Annotated in this window: 17 protein-coding genes; all 17 read left to right on the forward strand. The window is 63.1% G+C overall.

Going from position 1 to position 18366, the window contains the following annotated elements; translation table 11 throughout:
* The first annotated feature begins 5 nt into the window (after positions 1-5).
* The 17 genes from CO731_RS14550 to CO731_RS14630 all read left to right on the forward strand — a co-directional run bounded on the left by CO731_RS14550 (position 6) and on the right by CO731_RS14630 (position 17980).
* Positions 6-611, forward strand: coding sequence for an NADH-quinone oxidoreductase subunit C (locus CO731_RS14550; RefSeq protein WP_108607730.1), 606 nt, complete (start codon positions 6-8; stop codon positions 609-611).
* Between the two features lie 9 nt (positions 612-620).
* Entirely contained in the window at positions 621-1811 is a 1191-nt protein-coding gene (locus CO731_RS14555; protein ID WP_108607731.1) for an NADH-quinone oxidoreductase subunit D, read from the forward strand.
* Positions 1812-2936, forward strand: a complete 1125-nt coding sequence (locus tag CO731_RS14560) for an NADH-quinone oxidoreductase subunit E (protein WP_108607732.1) — start codon at positions 1812-1814, stop codon at positions 2934-2936. It abuts the gene before it with no gap.
* Between the two features lie 11 nt (positions 2937-2947).
* Positions 2948-4255, forward strand: a complete 1308-nt coding sequence (gene nuoF, locus CO731_RS14565; RefSeq protein WP_108607733.1) for an NADH-quinone oxidoreductase subunit NuoF — start codon at positions 2948-2950, stop codon at positions 4253-4255.
* A gap of 86 nt (positions 4256-4341) precedes the next feature.
* Complete coding sequence (locus CO731_RS14570; RefSeq protein ID WP_245439355.1) at positions 4342-5049, forward strand: NADH-ubiquinone dehydrogenase; 708 nt, start codon at positions 4342-4344, stop codon at positions 5047-5049.
* A 78-nt stretch (positions 5050-5127) separates the two neighbouring features.
* On the forward strand, positions 5128-7209 hold the full coding sequence (gene nuoG / locus CO731_RS14575) for an NADH-quinone oxidoreductase subunit NuoG (RefSeq protein WP_108607735.1): 2082 nt from the start codon (positions 5128-5130) through the stop codon (positions 7207-7209).
* 8 nt (positions 7210-7217) lie between these two features.
* Complete coding sequence (nuoH, locus tag CO731_RS14580; RefSeq protein ID WP_108607736.1) at positions 7218-8261, forward strand: NADH-quinone oxidoreductase subunit NuoH; 1044 nt, start codon at positions 7218-7220, stop codon at positions 8259-8261.
* Complete coding sequence (nuoI, locus tag CO731_RS14585; RefSeq protein ID WP_108609847.1) at positions 8261-8752, forward strand: NADH-quinone oxidoreductase subunit NuoI; 492 nt, start codon at positions 8261-8263, stop codon at positions 8750-8752. The genes nuoH and nuoI overlap by 1 nt, the downstream gene beginning before the upstream one ends.
* 128 nt (positions 8753-8880) lie before the next feature.
* Entirely contained in the window at positions 8881-9501 is a 621-nt protein-coding gene (locus CO731_RS14590) for an NADH-quinone oxidoreductase subunit J (RefSeq protein WP_108607737.1), read from the forward strand.
* A 2-nt stretch (positions 9502-9503) separates the two neighbouring features.
* Positions 9504-9812, forward strand: coding sequence for an NADH-quinone oxidoreductase subunit NuoK (gene nuoK / locus CO731_RS14595; protein WP_108607738.1), 309 nt, complete (start codon positions 9504-9506; stop codon positions 9810-9812).
* 10 nt (positions 9813-9822) lie between these two features.
* Complete coding sequence (nuoL, locus tag CO731_RS14600) at positions 9823-11811, forward strand: NADH-quinone oxidoreductase subunit L (RefSeq protein ID WP_108607739.1); 1989 nt, start codon at positions 9823-9825, stop codon at positions 11809-11811.
* Positions 11811-13316: an NADH-quinone oxidoreductase subunit M gene (locus tag CO731_RS14605; protein WP_108607740.1), complete on the forward strand. Its 1506-nt coding sequence runs from the start codon at positions 11811-11813 to the stop codon at positions 13314-13316. Before nuoL ends, CO731_RS14605 begins: the two co-directional genes overlap by 1 nt.
* 17 nt (positions 13317-13333) lie before the next feature.
* Positions 13334-14770 carry an NADH-quinone oxidoreductase subunit NuoN gene (gene nuoN / locus CO731_RS14610; RefSeq protein ID WP_108607741.1) on the forward strand — a complete coding sequence of 479 codons (1437 nt, stop codon included), beginning with the start codon at positions 13334-13336 and terminating at the stop codon, positions 14768-14770.
* Between the two features lie 4 nt (positions 14771-14774).
* On the forward strand, positions 14775-15602 hold the full coding sequence (locus CO731_RS14615) for a biotin--[acetyl-CoA-carboxylase] ligase (RefSeq protein ID WP_108607742.1): 828 nt from the start codon (positions 14775-14777) through the stop codon (positions 15600-15602).
* 22 nt (positions 15603-15624) lie between these two features.
* Positions 15625-17295 carry a ribonuclease J gene (locus tag CO731_RS14620; protein ID WP_108607743.1) on the forward strand — a complete coding sequence of 557 codons (1671 nt, stop codon included), beginning with the start codon at positions 15625-15627 and terminating at the stop codon, positions 17293-17295.
* 14 nt (positions 17296-17309) lie between these two features.
* Positions 17310-17714, forward strand: a complete 405-nt coding sequence (gene mce, locus CO731_RS14625; protein WP_108607744.1) for a methylmalonyl-CoA epimerase — start codon at positions 17310-17312, stop codon at positions 17712-17714.
* Positions 17711-17980, forward strand: a complete 270-nt coding sequence (locus CO731_RS14630) for a DUF1467 family protein (RefSeq protein ID WP_108607745.1) — start codon at positions 17711-17713, stop codon at positions 17978-17980. Before mce ends, CO731_RS14630 begins: the two co-directional genes overlap by 4 nt.
* The last annotated feature ends 386 nt before the right edge of the window (positions 17981-18366 follow it).

Below are 18366 nucleotides of genomic sequence, written 5' to 3' on the forward strand. Positions count from 1 at the left end.
CCCAGATGAGTGAAGCCCTGAACGACCTTGCCGCTTACATCGCGGAAAAGCTCGATGCGGACATCGAAGAAAGCGTTGTCGCCTATGGCGAGCTGACGCTGACGGTGAAGGCCGCCGACATCGTCGACGTGATGACCTTCCTGCGCAGCGACGTGCAGTGCCAGTTCGTCTCCTTCATCGATGCCGCAGGTGTCGACTATCCGCAGCGCCGCAAGCGTTTCGACGTCGTCTACCACCTGCTGTCGCCGCGCCAGAACCTGCGCATCCGCGTCAAGATCAGCACGGACGAGGACACGCCGGTGCCGTCGATCACGTCGGTGTTTCCCGGCGCGGACTGGTTCGAGCGCGAAGCCTACGACATGTACGGCATCCTGTTTTCGGGCCACCCCGACCTGCGCCGCCTCCTGACCGACTACGGTTTCGAGGGCCATCCGCTGCGCAAGGACTTCCCGCTCACCGGCTTTGTCGAGGTTCGCTACGACGACGAGCAGAAGCGCGTCGTCTATGAGCCGGTCGAGCTCAAGCAGGAATTCCGCAATTTCGACTTTTTGTCTCCCTGGGAAGGCACCGAATACGTGCTGCCGGGCGACGAAAAAGCCAAGACGAATTGAGGCGCCGAAATGGCTGAAACCTCCGTCCGCAATTTCAACATCAACTTCGGCCCGCAGCATCCGGCGGCGCACGGCGTGCTGCGCCTGGTGCTCGAGCTCGACGGCGAAGTCGTCGACCGCGTCGATCCGCATATCGGCCTGTTGCATCGCGGCACCGAAAAGCTGATCGAGCAGAAGACCTATCTGCAGGCGATCCCCTATTTCGACCGGCTCGATTATGTCGCGCCGATGAACCAGGAACATGCGTTCTCGCTGGCCGTCGAGCGCCTGCTCGGCATCGATGTGCCGAAGCGTGGCCAGATCATCCGCGTGCTCTATTCCGAGATCGGCCGTATCCTGTCGCACCTGCTCAACGTCACCACGCAGGCGATGGACGTCGGCGCGCTGACCCCGCCGCTGTGGGGCTTCGAAGAGCGCGAAAAGCTGATGGTGTTTTACGAGCGGGCCTGCGGCGCGCGCATGCACGCAGCCTACTTCCGGCCGGGCGGCGTCCACCTGGACCTGCCGCAAAAACTGGTCGAAGACATCGGCAAGTGGATCGATCCGTTCCTGCAGACGGTGAAGAACCTCGACGATCTGCTCACGCCGAACCGCATCTTCAAGCAGCGCAACGTCGACATCGGCGTGGTGTCGCTCGACGACGCCTGGGCCTGGGGTTTTTCGGGCGTGATGGTGCGCGGTTCGGGCGCTGCCTGGGACCTGCGCAAGAGCCAGCCCTACGAGTGCTATTCGGAGATGGAATTCGACATTCCGATCGGCAAGAACGGCGACTGCTACGACCGTTATCTCATCCGCATGGAAGAGATGCGCCAGTCGGCAAGCATCATGCGCCAGTGCGTCGATCAGCTGCTTGGCAAAGAAAGCGTCGGTCCTGTTTCGAACATGGACGGCAAGGTGGTCCCGCCGAAGCGCCAGGCGATGAAGCGCTCGATGGAATCCTTGATCCATCACTTCAAGCTCTACACCGAAGGCTACCGCGTGCCGGCCGGCGAGGTCTATGCGGCCGTCGAAGCGCCGAAGGGCGAGTTCGGTGTGTTCCTCGTCGCCGACGGCACCAACAAACCATACCGCTGCAAGCTGCGCGCGCCGGGCTTCGCCCATCTCCAGGCGATGGATTTCCTGTGCCGCGGCCACATGCTTGCGGATATCTCGGCCGTTCTCGGCTCCCTCGACATCGTGTTTGGTGAGGTCGACCGCTAAATGTCAGTCCGCCGTCTCGCAGAAGCCAGCGTCCAGCCAGCGTCATTCGCCTTCAACAAGGCGTTTACGGCGCAGGCCAAGACCTGGATCAAGAAGTACCCAAAGGGCCGCGAACAGTCGGCCGTCATTCCGCTGCTCATGCTGGCGCAGGAGCAGGACGGCTGGGTGACGAAGGCTGCCATCGAGCATGTCGCTGACATGCTCGATATGCCCTACATCCGCGCGCTGGAAGTCGCGACCTTCTATACGCAGTTCCAGCTCAAGCCGGTCGGCACGCGCGCCCATATCCAGGTCTGCGGCACCACACCGTGCATGCTGCGCGGCTCGGAAGAGCTGATGGAAGTGTGCCGTTCGAAGATCCATCACGACCAGTTCCACACCAATGAGGCGGGCACGCTGTCGTGGGAAGAGGTCGAGTGCCTTGGCGCCTGCGTCAATGCACCGATGGTCATGGTGTTCAAGGATACCTACGAGGACCTGACGCCGGAGCGTCTGGCCGAGATCATCGACCTGTTCGAAGCCGGCAAGGGCGACCAGGTCAAGACCGGCCCGCAGACCGGCCGCGTTTTCTCCGCGCCGTTGACCGGGTTCACCTCGCTCAGGGATGAGAAGGGCGTGCTCAAGACGACCCGCGACAAGGAAGCCAAGGCCGCTTCCAAGGCTAACAAGGCAGCTGCCGTCGAGGCCGTCGTTCCGCCGTCCAATGCGGCCAAGCCCAAGACCGACGCGATCGAGACCAGCCCGGCGGTGAAATCGCCGTCGAAGGTCAAGGCAGCACCTGCCGCCGAGAAGGCTGCAAGCGTCGCTGCGCCGACGGCTGCTGTCGTGGCCAAGCCATCGCTGGAAGACAAGAACCGCCCGGCCGGAATCGCCAAGCCTGCTGCTGTCGACGACCTCAAGCTGATCTCGGGCGTCGGCCCGAAGATCGAGGGCACCCTGCACGAGCTCGGCATCTTCACCTTTGCCCAGGTGGCATCGTGGAAAAAGGCCGAGCGCGAGTGGGTCGACGGCTATCTGAATTTCAAGGGCCGCATCGAGCGTGACGACTGGGTCAAACAGGCCAAGGCGCTCGCCAAGGGTGGCGTGGCCGAATACATCCGCGTCTTCGGCAAGAAGCCGGTCTGAGGAGCAAGAACATGCTTGAAGACAAGGATCGCATCTTTACCAACATCTACGGCCGCTTCGACCAGTCGCTGGCCGGGGCGATGTCGCGCGGCCATTGGGATGGCACCGCCGGCATCATCGAAAAGGGCCGCGAGTGGATCATCAACGAGATGAAGGCGTCGGGACTGCGCGGTCGCGGCGGCGCCGGATTCCCGACGGGTCTCAAGTGGTCGTTCATGCCCAAGAGCAACCCTGACGGCCGTCCGTCCTATCTCGTCATCAATGCCGACGAATCCGAGCCGGGCACCTGCAAGGACCGCGACATCCTGCGCCATGACCCGCATACGCTGGTCGAAGGTTGCCTGCTCGCCGGTTTCGCCATGGGTGCTGTTGCTGCCTACATCTATGTGCGTGGCGAATTCATCCGCGAGCGCGAAGCGCTGCAGCGCGCCATCGACGAGGCCTATGACGCCAAGCTGATCGGCAAGAACAACAAGAACGGCTACGATTTCGACATCTACGTCCATCACGGCGCAGGTGCGTATATCTGCGGCGAAGAAACCGCGCTGCTCGAAAGCCTCGAAGGCAAGAAGGGCCAGCCGCGTCTGAAGCCGCCGTTCCCGGCCAATGTCGGCCTCTACGGTTGCCCGACGACGGTCAACAACGTCGAGTCGATCGCTGTCGCGCCGACAATCCTGCGCCGTGGCGCTGCCTGGTTCTCCGGCATCGGTCGTCCGAACAACGTAGGCACCAAGCTGTTCATGCTCGTCGGCCACGTCAACACGCCCTGCACGGTCGAAGAGGCCATGGGCATCAGCTTCCGCGAACTGGTCGAAAAGCACGGTGGCGGTATTCGCGGCGGCTGGGACAATCTGCTGGCCGTCATCCCCGGCGGTGCGTCGTGCCCGTTGGTCAAGGCCGAGGATATCATCGACTGCCCGATGGATTTCGACGGACTGCGCGAGCGCAAGTCGTCGTTCGGCACGGCTGCCGTGATCGTGATGGACAAGTCGACCGACATCGTGAAGGCGATCGCGCGGCTGAGCTACTTCTTCAAGCACGAGAGCTGCGGCCAGTGCACGCCGTGCCGTGAAGGCACCGGCTGGATGTGGCGCGTCATGGAACGCCTGGTGCGGGGCGAAGCGCACAAGCGCGAGATCGACATGCTGCTCGACGTCACCAAGCAGGTGGAAGGCCACACGATCTGCGCGCTGGGCGACGCGGCCGCATGGCCGATCCAGGGCCTGATCCGCAACTTCCGCCCGGAGATCGAGCGCCGCATCGACGAGTTCTCGCGTAATTCGCATCGCGCCGAACCGGTGCTGGTGGCGGCTGAGTAGAGGTTAAGTCAGAAAGTGCGGGCCAAAGGCCCGAAATAGGAAACGACGAGGCAGAGGCGAACGGCGAAGGCGACAAGGAGCTACCAATGTCGACATTTCCCATTCCCGAAAGTGCAGTGCCTGAGATGGAACGTTTGGAGCAGATGAACAGGGACTTCGTGGCGATGCTGCCCCAGGAGTTTGCCGGTAAGGCAAACCTCATGGTGCACCCCGCCGCTGGAGTCGCTGCTGCTTCCGCACTGAGTGTCGGCCTCGCCAGTCACGCCATGGGCGTCTGGATCGGGGCCGTGACTGGTGCATCAGAGGCAGCGCAGCGGCTGTTTTCGCCGGACTTCGGCGATTTCACCGGTGCGACGCGGGCCAAGCCGGCTGGTGTGGCGGCCATGCGGGCGGAAGCCGAGACTGCTTCGTTGATCGCCGAGGTGAAAACCCTGGCGCGCAAGCTGGAGAAAGCCGAGGCCAAGCCGGTGGCTGCTGCTGCGACCGATCCGGTGGTTGTCGAGGCTGCTATTGTCGAAGAAGCGCCGGTGGGGCTTCAGCCTGAGGATTTCAGGCAGCCTGCATCGATCGAAAGGCCGGAAGCGCCTGACGATCTGAAGGCCATTTCGGGCATCGGTCCGAAGCTGGAGCAGGTGCTGAACGGCCTCGGCATCTGGACCTACGGCCAGATCGCCGGCTGGACGGCGGAAGAGGTGGCCTGGGCGGACGACTATCTCGGCTTCAAGGGCCGGATCGGCCGTGATGGGTGGATAGGGCAGGCGGCGACGCTTGCCGGCGGCAAGACCGCCGCGTGAATTGAGGATTTCGGGGCGCAGCGCAGGCCGCGCCCCTTGCAGGACGGAATGCGGATCATCCGCGGGATTTGAGGCGCTATGGCAAAGCTTAAGGTCGACGGGAAAGAGATTTCGGTACCCGACCACTATACGCTGCTGCAGGCTGCGGAAGAGGCGGGCGCGGAAGTGCCGCGCTTCTGCTTCCATGAGCGGCTGTCGATTGCCGGCAACTGCCGCATGTGCCTTGTCGAGGTAAAGGGCGGACCGCCCAAGCCGGCGGCTTCCTGCGCCATGGGCGTGCGCGACCTGCGCCCAGGCCCGAACGGCGAAACGCCCGAGATCTTCACCAACACGCCGATGGTCAAGAAGGCCCGCGAAGGCGTGATGGAGTTTTTGCTCATCAACCATCCGCTCGACTGCCCGATCTGCGACCAGGGCGGCGAGTGCGACCTGCAGGACCAAGCGATGGCCTTCGGCCTCGACGGTTCGCGCTACAACGAAAACAAGCGCGCGGTCGAAGACAAGTACATCGGCCCGCTGGTCAAGACGATCATGACGCGCTGCATCCACTGCACGCGCTGCGTCCGTTTCACCACCGAGGTGGCCGGCATCTCCGAGCTCGGCCTGATCGGCCGTGGCGAGGACGCCGAGATCACCACCTATCTCGAGCAGGCGATGACCTCCGAGTTGCAGGGCAACGTCATCGACCTGTGCCCGGTCGGTGCGCTGACCTCGAAGCCTTATGCCTTCCAGGCGCGTCCGTGGGAACTGACCAAGACCGAATCCATCGACGTGATGGATGCCGTCGGATCGGCCATCCGCGTCGATACGCGTGGCCGCGAAGTGATGCGCATCATGCCGCGCATCAACGAGCAGGTGAACGAGGAGTGGATCTCCGACAAGACGCGCTTCATCTGGGACGGCCTGCGCACGCAGCGTCTCGACCGTCCTTACGTCCGCAAGAATGGCAAGCTCGCTCCGGCGACCTGGCCCGAGGCGTTCTCGGCGATCAAGGACGCTGTCTCCAAGACTTCGGCTGACCGTATCGGCGCGATTGCCGGCGATCTTGCGACCGTCGAAGAAATGTATGCGCTCAAGCAGTTGGTCTCCTCGCTCGGCTCGAAGAACATCGATTGTCGCCAGGACGGTGCCGCGCTCGATCCGTCGCTTGGCCGCGCCAGCTACATCTTCAACCCGACCATCGAAGGCATCGAGCAGGCCGACGCCATCCTGATCATCGGCGCCAACCCGCGCTTTGAGGCTTCGGTGCTCAATGCCCGCATCCGCAAGCATTGGCGCGCAGCCAATGTGCCGGTTGCCGTCATCGGCGAGGTCGGCGACACGCGCTATGACTACGAGCAGCTCGGCTCGGGCCCGGATACGCTCAAGGACCTGGCCGAAGGCAATGGCAAGTTCTTCTCGGTGCTCAAGAAGGCTTCGCATCCGCTGATCATCGTCGGCCAGGGCGCAGTCGCCCGGTCCGATGGTGCCGCCGTGCTCGGCCAGGCCGCCAAGCTCGCGACCGCGGTCAAGGCGAGCCGCCCGGACTGGAACGGCTTTGCCGTGCTGCACACCGCAGCGGCCCGCGTCGGTGGTCTCGATGTTGGCTTCGTGCCGGGCGAGGGTGGCAAGAACGTTGCCGGCATGCTCGGCGACAGCGACGTGCTGTTCCTGCTCGGCGCCGACGAGCTCGACCTGAGCAAGGCCGGCGACGCGTTCGTGGTCTATGTCGGCACCCATGGCGACGCCGGCGCGCACCGCGCCAATGTCATCCTGCCTGGCGCTGCCTACACCGAGAAGTCGGGCACCTATGTGAACACCGAAGGCCGCGTCCAGGTGACCGGCCGCGCCGGATTCGCACCGGGCGAGGCCAAGGAAGACTGGGCGATCCTCAGGGCGCTGTCCGATGTGCTCGGCCATAAGCTGCCTTTCGATTCGTTGCAGCAGCTGCGCGCCAAGCTCTATGCGGAGCTTCCGCATCTGGCGCGCATCGACCAGATCGATGCCGGCGACAATGACGACATCGCCAAGGTCGCCAAGCTCGGCGGCCGCCTGAACAAGGCAGCCTTCACCTCCGTCGTGAAGGACTTCTACCTCACCAACCCGATCGCACGCGCGTCGGCGGTGATGGCCGAGTGTTCGGCACTGGCCAAAAACGGCTTCAAGCAGGCGGCGGAGTAAAGGCTGTCATGGATACCTTTTTCTCCTTCTACGTCCTGCCGGCGTTGATCATCCTCCTGAAGTCGGTCGTGCTGATCGTCGTCCTGCTGATCTTCGTCGCCTACATCCTTTATGCCGACCGCAAGATCTGGGCGGCGGTGCAGCTGCGCCGCGGTCCGAACGTCGTCGGTCCCTGGGGCCTGCTGCAGGCCTTCGCCGATCTCCTGAAGTTTGTCTTCAAGGAGCCGGTGATCCCGTCAGGCGCCAACAAGGGCGTGTTCCTGCTTGCCCCAGTGGTCTCGGCGGTGCTGGCGATCTCGGCATGGGCGGTGATCCCGGTCAGCGAAGGCTGGGCGATCGCCAACGTCAACGTCGGCATCCTCTATGTCTTCGCCATCTCCTCGCTCGAGGTCTATGGCGTGATCATGGGCGGCTGGGCCTCGAACTCCAAGTATCCCTTCCTCGGCGCGCTGCGTTCGGCGGCTCAGATGGTGTCCTATGAAGTCTCGATCGGCTTCGTCATCGTCTGCGTGCTGCTCACCGTCGGTTCGCTGAACCTCACCGACATCGTGCTGTCGCAGGGCGATGGCATCGGCACGCGCCTGGGCCTGCCGAACACCTTCCTCGACTGGAACTGGCTCGTGCTGTTCCCGATGTTCGTGATCTTCTTCATCTCGGCACTCGCAGAGACCAACCGTCCGCCCTTCGACCTTGTCGAAGCCGAGTCGGAACTCGTTGCCGGCCACATGATCGAATATTCGTCGACGCCGTTCCTGCTGTTCTTCCTCGGCGAGTACGTCGCCATCGTGCTGATGTGCGCGCTGACGACGATCCTGTTCCTTGGCGGATGGCTGCCGCCGTTCGACTTCGCACCCTTCACCTGGGTGCCCGGCGTGATCTGGTTCGTGCTCAAGGTCTGCATGGTGTTCTTCATGTTCGCCATGGTGAAGTCCTTCGTGCCGCGCTACCGCTACGACCAGCTGATGCGCCTGGGCTGGAAGGTCTTCCTGCCGATCTCGCTGGCAATGGTCGTCATCACCGCTGCTGTCCTCAAGCTTTCGGGAGCCGCATGATGTCCGCGCTAACCCAAGCCGCCAAATCGCTGCTGCTGCAGGACTTCGTCGGGGCCTTCTTCCTGTCGATGCGCCAGTTCTTCGCGCCCAAGGCGACGCTGAACTATCCGCATGAAAAGGGACCGGTCAGCCCGCGCTTCCGTGGCGAGCATGCGCTGCGCCGCTATCCCAACGGCGAAGAGCGCTGCATCGCCTGCAAGCTGTGCGAGGCGATCTGCCCGGCGCAGGCCATCACTATCGAGGCCGGCCCGCGCCGCAACGACGGTACGCGTCGTACGGTGCGCTACGACATCGACATGGTGAAGTGCATCTATTGCGGCTTCTGCCAGGAAGCCTGCCCGGTCGACGCCATCGTCGAGGGGCCGAATTTCGAATTCGCGACGGAAACGCGCGAGGAGCTTTACTACGACAAGGACAAGCTGCTTGCGAATGGCGACCGGTGGGAGCGCGAGATCGCGCGCAACATCGCGATGGATTCGCCGTATCGCTGAGGCTTGAACAATGGACGGGCCAAGTCGGCTCGTCTAAGGAACGCGCGACCTGCACCGGAGGCGGAGCAAGGACGTGAACAGGGCAGGGCGCAGGCGCGTTCGGCCCGAAAGAAAAACCGGGGGAACCCATGCTCAACGGACTTGAAGCGGTATTTTTCTACCTCTTCGCCTTCATCGCGGTGGCGTCGGCCTTCATGGTCATTTCGGCGCGCAACCCGGTTCACTCGGTGCTCTACCTGATCCTGACGTTCTTCAACGCCGCGGGTCTGTTCCTTTTGACCGGCGCCGAGTTCCTGGCGATGATCCTGCTTGTCGTCTATGTCGGCGCGGTGGCGGTGCTGTTCCTGTTCGTCGTCATGATGCTTGACGTCGATTTCGCCGAGCTCAAGTCAGGCGCGCTGCAATATGCGCCGATCGGCGCGCTGGTCGGCCTGATCCTGGCGGCCGAGCTGATCGTGGTGACCGGTGGCTACGCGTTCTCGCCGAAGCTCGCGACGGCGGTTGCCCAGCCAACGCCTGACATCGCGGTGCGCCACAACACGGCAGCGCTCGGCGACATCCTCTACACGGATTACATCTACTTCTTCCAGATCGCCGGCCTTGTGCTTTTGGTCGCCATGATCGGCGCCATCGTGCTCACGCTGCGCCACAAGCCGAACGTCAAGCGCCAGAGCATCCCCGCTCAGGTCGCCCGCACGCCGGCCACCGCGATCGAGGTCAAGAAGGTCGAGACGGGCAAGGGAATCTGACCATGGTTGTCGGTATCGGACACTATCTCACCCTTTCGGCGGTGATGTTCACACTCGGCGTGTTCGGCATTTTCCTGAACCGCAAGAACGTCATCGTCATCCTGATGTCGGTCGAGCTGATCCTGCTCGCAGTCAACATCAATTTCGTGGCTTTCTCCGCCCATCTCGGCGATCTCGTCGGTCAGGTTTTTGCGATTTTCGTTCTGACGGTCGCCGCCGCTGAAGCGGCAATCGGGCTTGCCATTCTGGTCGTATTCTTCCGCAACCGCGGCTCCATCGCGGTCGAAGACGTGAACATGATGAAGGGCTGACGGGACAAAAATGTATCAGCTAATCGTCTTCCTTCCGCTTCTCGGCTTCCTGATCGCCGGCCTGTTCGGCCGTTCGATCGGCGCCAAGGCGTCCGAATACATCACCTCCGGCCTGCTGGTCGTGTCGGCTGTCCTGTCTTGGGTCGCCTTCATCACCGTGGGGCTCGGCGACGTCGAAGTGTTCACCGTGCCGGTGCTGCGCTTCATCGACTCCGGCGGGCTGCAGGCCAACTGGGCGCTGCGCATCGACACGCTGACGGTGGTCATGCTGGTCGTGGTCAACACTGTGTCGGCGCTCGTCCACATCTACTCGATCGGCTATATGCACCACGATCCGCATCGGCCGCGCTTCTTCGCCTACCTGTCGCTGTTCACCTTCGCCATGCTGATGCTGGTGACGTCGGACAACCTCGTTCAGATGTTCTTCGGCTGGGAAGGGGTGGGACTCGCGTCCTACCTGCTGATCGGCTTCTGGTACAAGAAGCCGTCGGCAAATGCCGCCGCCATCAAGGCGTTCGTGGTCAATCGTGTCGGCGACTTTGGCTTCCTGCTCGGCATCTTCGGCCTGTTCGTTCTGTTCGGCTCGGTCGAATTCAGCACGATCTTTGCCGGCGCCGCTTCCTATCTGCCGGCCGAAGGCGCTGCGCCAAGCAGTGAAACCGTCCTGACCTTCCTCGGCTATGCGCTCGACAAGCAGGGCGCGCTGACCATCGTCTGCCTGCTGCTGTTCATGGGTGCCATGGGCAAGTCGGCGCAGGTGCCCCTGCACACCTGGCTGCCGGACGCCATGGAAGGCCCGACGCCGGTGTCGGCGCTGATCCACGCGGCCACCATGGTGACCGCCGGCGTGTTCATGCTGGCGCGCATGTCGCCGGTGTTCGAACTGTCCGCCTCCGCGCTTACCGTCGTGACCTTCATCGGCGCCTTCACTGCCTTCTTCGCAGCGACCGTCGGCCTGGTGCAGAACGACATCAAGCGCGTCATCGCCTATTCGACCTGCTCGCAGCTCGGCTACATGTTCGTGGCGCTCGGCATGGGCTTCTATTCGGCGGCCATCTTCCACCTGTTCACGCACGCCTTCTTCAAGGCGCTGCTGTTCCTGGGCTCGGGCTCGGTGATCCATGCCGTTTCCGACGAGCAGGACATGCGCAAGATGGGTGGTCTCAGGAGGCTGATCCCGACTACCTACTGGATGATGGTCATCGGCACGCTGGCGCTGACCGGCGTCGGTATCCCGGCGACGATCATCGGCACGGCCGGCTTCTTCTCCAAGGACGCCATCATCGAAGGCGCGTTCGTCGGCCACAACGCGGTCGCCGGCCTTGCCTTTACGATGCTCGTGGTCGCTGCCTGCTTCACCAGCTTCTATTCCTGGCGCCTGATTTTCATGACCTTCCACGGCAAGCCGCGCGCCACCGCCGACGTCATGCACCATGTGCATGAATCGCCACCGGTGATGCTGGTGCCGCTGTTCGTGCTGGCTGTCGGCGCGCTGTTTGCGGGCGTCGTGTTCCACGACCAGTTCATCGGCGAGGCCTATAATGAGTTCTGGAAGGGCGCGATCTTCACGCTCGAGACCAATCACATTCTGCACGACTTCCACGGCGTGCCGATGTGGGTGAAGCTCGCGCCGTTCGCGGCGATGATCAGCGGCTTCCTGGTGGCCTACCTGTTCTACATCCGCTCGCCCGAGATGCCGAAGGTGCTGGCTGAACGCCATCGCGGACTCTACGCCTTCCTGCTCAACAAGTGGTACTTCGACGAACTGTATGACTTCCTGTTCGTGCGCCCGGCCAAGTGGCTCGGCCGGTTCCTGTGGAAGAAGGGTGACGGCTGGCTGATCGACGGGTTCGGCGCCGACGGCATCTCGGCCCGTGTCGTCGACGTGACCAACCGTGTCGTCAAGCTGCAGACCGGTTACCTCTATCACTACGCCTTCGCCATGCTGATCGGCGTGGCGGCCCTCGTTACCTGGATGATGCTCGGGAGCTCCTTCTGATGTCCGGCGTTCCCATTCTGTCGCTAGTCACCTTCCTGCCGCTGGTCGGCGCGTTCCTGATCCTTCTGATCAGGGACGACGGTGATGCTGCGCGCCGCAATATCCGCAATGTCGCGCTCCTGACCACGGTCTTCACCTTCGCGGTGTCGCTGCTGATCTGGATCTATTTCGACAATGCCGAGACCGGCTTCCAGTTCGTCGAAAAGGCCGCGTGGCTCGATTCCGGCATTTCCTACCACATGGGCGTGGACGGCATCTCGATGCTGTTCGTCATCCTGACGACCTTCCTGATGCCGCTCTGCATCCTGGCTAGCTGGGAGTCGGTGGAAAAGCGCGTCAAGGAATACATGATCTCGTTCCTGGTCCTGGAAACGCTGATGATCGGCGTGTTCTGCGCGCTCGATATCGTGCTGTTCTACGTCTTCTTCGAAGCCGTGCTGATCCCGATGTTCATCATCATCGGCGTCTGGGGCGGCAAGCGTCGCGTCTATGCCAGCTTCAAGTTCTTCCTGTTCACGCTGCTCGGCTCGGTGCTGATGCTGCTGGCCGTGATGGCGATGTTCTGGCAGGCCGGCACGACCGACATTCCGACGCTGCTTTCGCATGGCTTCCCAGCCAACATGCAGACGTGGCTGTGGCTCGCCTTCTTTGCCTCGTTTGCGGTGAAGATGCCGATGTGGCCGGTCCACACCTGGTTGCCGGATGCGCACGTCGAGGCGCCGACGGCAGGTTCGGTCATTCTGGCCGGCATCCTGCTGAAGATGGGCGGCTACGGCTTCCTGCGTTTCTCGCTGCCGATGTTCCCGCTGGCATCCGAATTCTTCGCGCCGCTGGTTTTCGCACTGTCGGTCGTCGCCATCATCTACACCTCGCTGGTGGCGCTGATGCAGGAGGACATGAAGAAGCTGATCGCTTATTCATCGGTCGCCCACATGGGCTACGTCACCATGGGCATCTTCTCGATGAACCAGGAAGGCGTGCAGGGCGCGATCTTCCAGATGCTGAGCCATGGCCTCGTCTCCGGTGCGCTGTTCCTCTGCGTCGGCGTCGTCTACGACCGCATGCATACGCGTGACATCGCGGCCTATGGCGGCCTGGTCAACAACATGCCGAAATATGCGGTGGCGTTCCTGATCTTCACCATGGCCAATGTCGGATTGCCCGGCACCAGCGGTTTCGTCGGCGAGTTCCTGACGCTGTTCGGCATCTTCAAGGTCAACACCTGGGTGGCGCTGCTCGCCGCAACCGGCGTGATCCTGTCGGCGGCCTATGCGCTGTGGCTCTATCGCCGTGTCGTCTTCGGCGCGCTGACCAAGGAAAGCCTCAAGGGTCTGTTCGACCTGTCGGGCCGCGAGAAGGTGGTGCTCTACCCGCTCGTCATCCTGGTCATCTTCTACGGTGTCTACCCGGCACCGGTGTTCGACGCCACGGCGGCTTCCGTGAAGGCGTTGGTCAATAACGTAACCGTATCGATCGACGCCGCGCAGACCGCGGCGGCGAACTGACAGGGGTTTTGCGAACCATGACGCCCGAACTCCTTTCGAGCCTCTCGCTCTCCATGCCGGAGCTGATCATTGCTGTCGGCGCGCTGGTGCTGCTGATGGTGGGTGTGTTCTCCGGCGAGCGCGCCAACTCGACCGTGACCGGCCTGGCCGTCGCGTTGCTGATTGCGGCCGGTGCGTGGATGCTGGTGTTCGGCCATGACGGGCAGGGCTACGGCACGGCCTTCATCTCCGATCCGTTCGCCCGCTTCATGAAGTTTCTGACGCTGGTTGGCGCGGTCGTGACGCTGATCATGTCGGTCGGCTTTGCCAAGGCCGAGAAGTTCGACAAGTTCGAGTTTCCGGTGCTGGCCATGCTGGCCACCCTCGGCATGCTGCTGATGATCTCGGCCAACGACATGCTGGCACTCTATCTCGGGCTCGAGTTGCAGTCGCTGGCGCTCTATGTCATTGCGGCGATCAACCGCGACAACGTGCGTTCGACCGAAGCGGGCCTCAAGTATTTCGTTCTCGGCGCCTTGTCGTCGGGCATGTTGCTCTACGGCATCAGCCTCGTCTACGGCTACACCGGCCACACCTCGTTCGAAGCGATCGCCGCAGCGCTGACCGGTGGCGAGCGCCAACTCGGACTGGTCTTCGGCCTGGTGTTCGTGCTTGCCGGCCTGTGCTTCAAGATCTCGGCGGTGCCGTTCCACATGTGGACGCCTGACGTCTATGAAGGCGCGCCGACCCCGGTGACGGCATTCTTCGCCGCGGCCCCCAAGATGGCGGCGATGGCGCTGATCGTGCGCGTCACCATGGGTGCGTTCGAGCCGATCGGCCTCGACTGGCAGCAGATCATCGTCTTCGTCTCGATCGCCTCGATGGTTCTGGGCGCCTTCGCGGCGATCGGACAGAAGAACATCAAGCGCCTGATGGCCTATTCGTCGATCGGACACATGGGCTACGCGCTTGTCGGCCTCGCGGCCAACAGCGAAGCCGGCGTGCGCGGCGTGGTCATCTACATGCTGATCTACCTGGTGATGACGCTGGGCACCTTCGCCTTCATCCTCGCCATGCGCCGCAAGGACGGCAATGTCGAACAGATCAGCGATCTGGCCGGCCTGTCCTCGACCAATCCGATGATGGCGACGATCCTGACCATCCTTATGTTCTCGCTGGCCGGCATTCCGCCGCTCGCGGGTTTCTGGGGGAAGTGGTACGTCTTCCTCGCCGCAATCGATGCCAATCTCTACGCCCTTGCGGTGATCGGCATGCTGGCTTCGGTGGTCGGCGCCTATTACTACCTGCGCATCATCAAGATCATGTGGTTCGACGAGCCGGTCGGCGGTTTCCAGCCGATGGCGGGCGAGCTTCGCCTCGTGCTCGGCCTGTCCGGCGCGTTCGTGCTGTTCTACGTGCTGATCGGCGGCCCTGTCGGGCAGATGGCGGAAGCTGCTGCCAAGACCTTCTTCTGACGGGATGGGGTTCCAACTCGCACCGACTGCAAGTGCCGACGGCTTCCGCCTGGAAGCCCACGATGCGGTAGGGTCGACCAACGCACTGGCGTTGGAGCACGCGATGGCAGGCGATCCGGGCAAGCTCTGGATCGTCTCCAAGAAACAGGACAGTGGTCGCGGCCGGCGCGGCCGCGTCTGGGCGACGCCGGAGGGCAACCTGGCGGCGACTCTGCTCAAGGTCCTCGATCACGATCTGCAATATGCCGCGACGCTCGGCTTCGTCGCTGGGCTCGCGCTTGCCGATGCGCTGGATGCGGTAGCGCCCAATGCCCGGTTTTCGGTCGGCGTCGATGGCGGCAGCGGGCAGGGCGTCAAGCGTTTCGAGCTGAAATGGCCGAACGACGTATTGGCGTCGGGGGCCAAGCTTGCCGGCATCCTGCTTGAATCGACGATGCTTGGGCATGGGCGGCTCGGCATCGCCATCGGCATCGGTGTCAATGTCGTGGCCCATCCGACCGACGTGCCTTATCCCGCGACGTCGCTTGCCAGCCTCGGAGCGGGCGTCGACGCCGAAACGCTGTTCCTGGCTCTTTCCGATGCCTGGAGCGAGAACGAACGCATCTGGGCCGAAGGCAGGGGCCTGGCCCAGATCCGCAAGCGTTGGCTGGCGCGCGCTGCTGGCCTGGGCAGTGAAGTGGCCGTGCGGGTCGAGGGAAATGTGGTGCGCGGCATCTTCGAGACCATCGACGAGGATTGCCGCTTCGTCATCCGTGACGCTAAAGGTGAAACGGTAAAGATCGCCGCTGGCGACGTGCATTTTGGCGCGGTCGCTTCGGCTGGCGCGGCCTGACAGGCCTGAAAGGATTTCTGGTATGGCGAAAGCGGAAAACGCCGAGCTCGTATTCGTGCCGCTTGGCGGCGTCGGCGAGATCGGCATGAACTTCGCGCTCTACGGCTTCGGCCCGGCGAATGCGCGCGAGTGGATCATCATCGATGTCGGCGTGACTTTCCCCGATGCGACGCTGCCGGGTGTCGATCTGGTGCTGCCCGATACGCGCTTCATCGAGGAAGAGCTCAAGAACCTCCGAGGCATCATCATCACGCATGCGCACGAGGATCACTATGGCGCGCTGCATGATACCTGGCCGAAGCTCAAGGCGCCGGTCTGGATGACGCCTTTTGCTGCCGGGCTGCTGGAAGCCAAGCGCCAGTCGGAGCAGGGCGCGCCGAAAATCCCGGTGACTGTCTATCGCGCCGGCGAGAAGTTCACGGTGGGTCCGTTCGAGATCGAAGCGATCGCTGTCAGCCATTCGATCCCCGAGCCGGTTTCGCTGGCGATCACCAGTCCCGCCGGTACGGTGATCCACACTGGCGACTGGAAGATCGACCCGGCGCCGGAAATCGGCCCCATGACCGACGAGGCGCGTTTCCGCGCCTATGGCGACAAGGGCGTGCTGGCACTGGTCTGCGATTCGACCAATGCGCTGCGCGAGGGCGACTCGCCGTCCGAGCAGCAGGTCGGACAGGGGCTGCGCAAGGTGATCGAAGAGGCCAAGGGCCGTGTCGCGGTGACGACCTTCTCGTCGAATGTCGGCCGCATCCGCTCGATCGCCGAAGCGGCGCGCGACGCCGGCCGTCAGGTGCTGGTCATGGGGCGCTCGCTGAAGCGGGTCATCGATGTGTCGAGCGAACTCGGCTACATGGACGGGCTGCCGGAATTCGTTTCCGAAGAGGATTACGGTTACATTCCGCGCGAAAACCTCGTCGTCATCTGTACTGGCAGCCAGGGTGAGCCGCGGGCGGCGCTCGCCAAGCTGGCACGCGACGAAATGAAGTCGGTCGCCCTGTCGCCAGGCGACACGGTGGTGTTTTCCTCGCGGACCATTCCCGGCAACGAAAAGGCGATCCTTGAGATCAAGAACCAACTCATCGACCAGGGCATGAGGATCATCGAGGACGGTGACGCGCTGGTCCACGTCTCCGGCCACCCGCGCCGCAGCGAACTCAAGCGCATGTATGAATGGGTGCGTCCGCGCATCGGCGTGCCGGTGCATGGCGAGGCGGCTCATCTCGTCGGGCAGGGCTCGCTGATGGCGATGTCCGGCATTCCCGAAGTGGCGCAGATCCGCGACGGCGACATGCTCCGGCTGTGGCCGGGCGCTGCAGAAATCATCGACCAGGTGCCGTTCGGCCGCGTCTACAAGGACGGCAAGCTGATCGGTTCGGACGAGGCGATGGGCATCCGCGACCGGCGCAAGCTGTCCTTTGCCGGCCATGTCGCGGTCAATGTCGTGCTCGACGACAAGTATGAGCTGTCAGGCGACCCGGATCTGGTGGCCATCGGCGTCGCCGAAGTCGATGCCGGCGGCGAGGCTCTCGAGGAATTGATGCTCGATGCGGCAATAGGCGCCGTGGACTCCATACCCCGCGCGCGCCGAAAAGACCTCGACCTGGTGCAGGAAGCGGTGCGTCGCGCGGTGCGCGGTGCGGCCAACGAAGCCTGGGGCAAGAAACCGCTGGTGACGGTGTTCGTCACCCGCTGAAGGCAGGACTTGATATGCTCGGACGCCTCAACCACGTCGCCATCGCCGTGCCGGACCTGGCAGCGGCGAGCGCGGTCTACCGCGACACGCTGGGCGCCAGGGTGACCGAGCCGCAGGCCCTGCCTGAGCATGGCGTGACGGTCGTCTTCATAGATGTCGGCAATACCAAGATCGAACTCCTCGAGCCGCTGGGCGAGGGGTCGCCGATCGCGGCATTCCTGGCCAAGAGCCCTTCAGGCGGCATGCACCATGTCTGCTACGAGGTTGACGACATCCTGGCTGCGCGCGACCACCTCAAGGCGAGCGGCGCCCGCGTGCTCGGCGACGGCAGTCCGAGGATCGGCGCGCATGGCAAGCCGGTGCTGTTCCTGCACCCCAAGGATTTCCAGGGTACGCTCGTGGAGCTCGAACAGGCATGACCTGGATTTCCATCATCGCGATGTATTTCGTCTTCTGGTGGCTGACCCTGTTTGCCATCCTGCCATTCGGCGTGAAGACCCAGGATGACGACAACAATGTCACGCACGGCACGGAGGCGAGCGCGCCGCGCGGCCCCCACATGCTGCGCGCCATGCTGTGGACAACGGTGGTCACGGCGGTGCTGATGGGCGCGTTCTATGGCGTGACCCTCGGTCTCGGCTACAGCTTCGACGATTTCCCCCAGTTCATCCCCGAGATCAACTGAGCGACAGCGCCCAGCCGACTACCGCCGACGTGTCGGCTGGGGCGGGATGATCTGGTGTCATGCTGGGGGCTTGCCGGGCGCCATGCCCGGTCATGTCGTTTGTCAACGACGCATCGTAAGCTGATGATTGCCCAAAAAAAATGCAAGGCGCGAAGCCTTGCAATTTAAACGCGTCCGATCTGCTTTCCGTTGCCGGCGGCAGCGAGTTATCGCGCCTAGATCGCATCCTCCCAAGACTTTGACCGCGTAGGAGAGCGGATTTTTCTCCGCCCTCTCGGTTATCGGGGCACATTAGACCAAGCCGAAATGAAATGTCACGCAGAATTTTGCTTCGGCAGGGGCAATCCTGTGCTGCAATGCACAATTGTTTGGCAGAATTTGCCTGG

The sequence above is a fragment of the Aminobacter sp. MSH1 genome, from assembly GCF_003071665.1.
GTDB classification, from domain to species: Bacteria; Pseudomonadota; Alphaproteobacteria; order Rhizobiales; family Rhizobiaceae; genus Aminobacter; species Aminobacter niigataensis.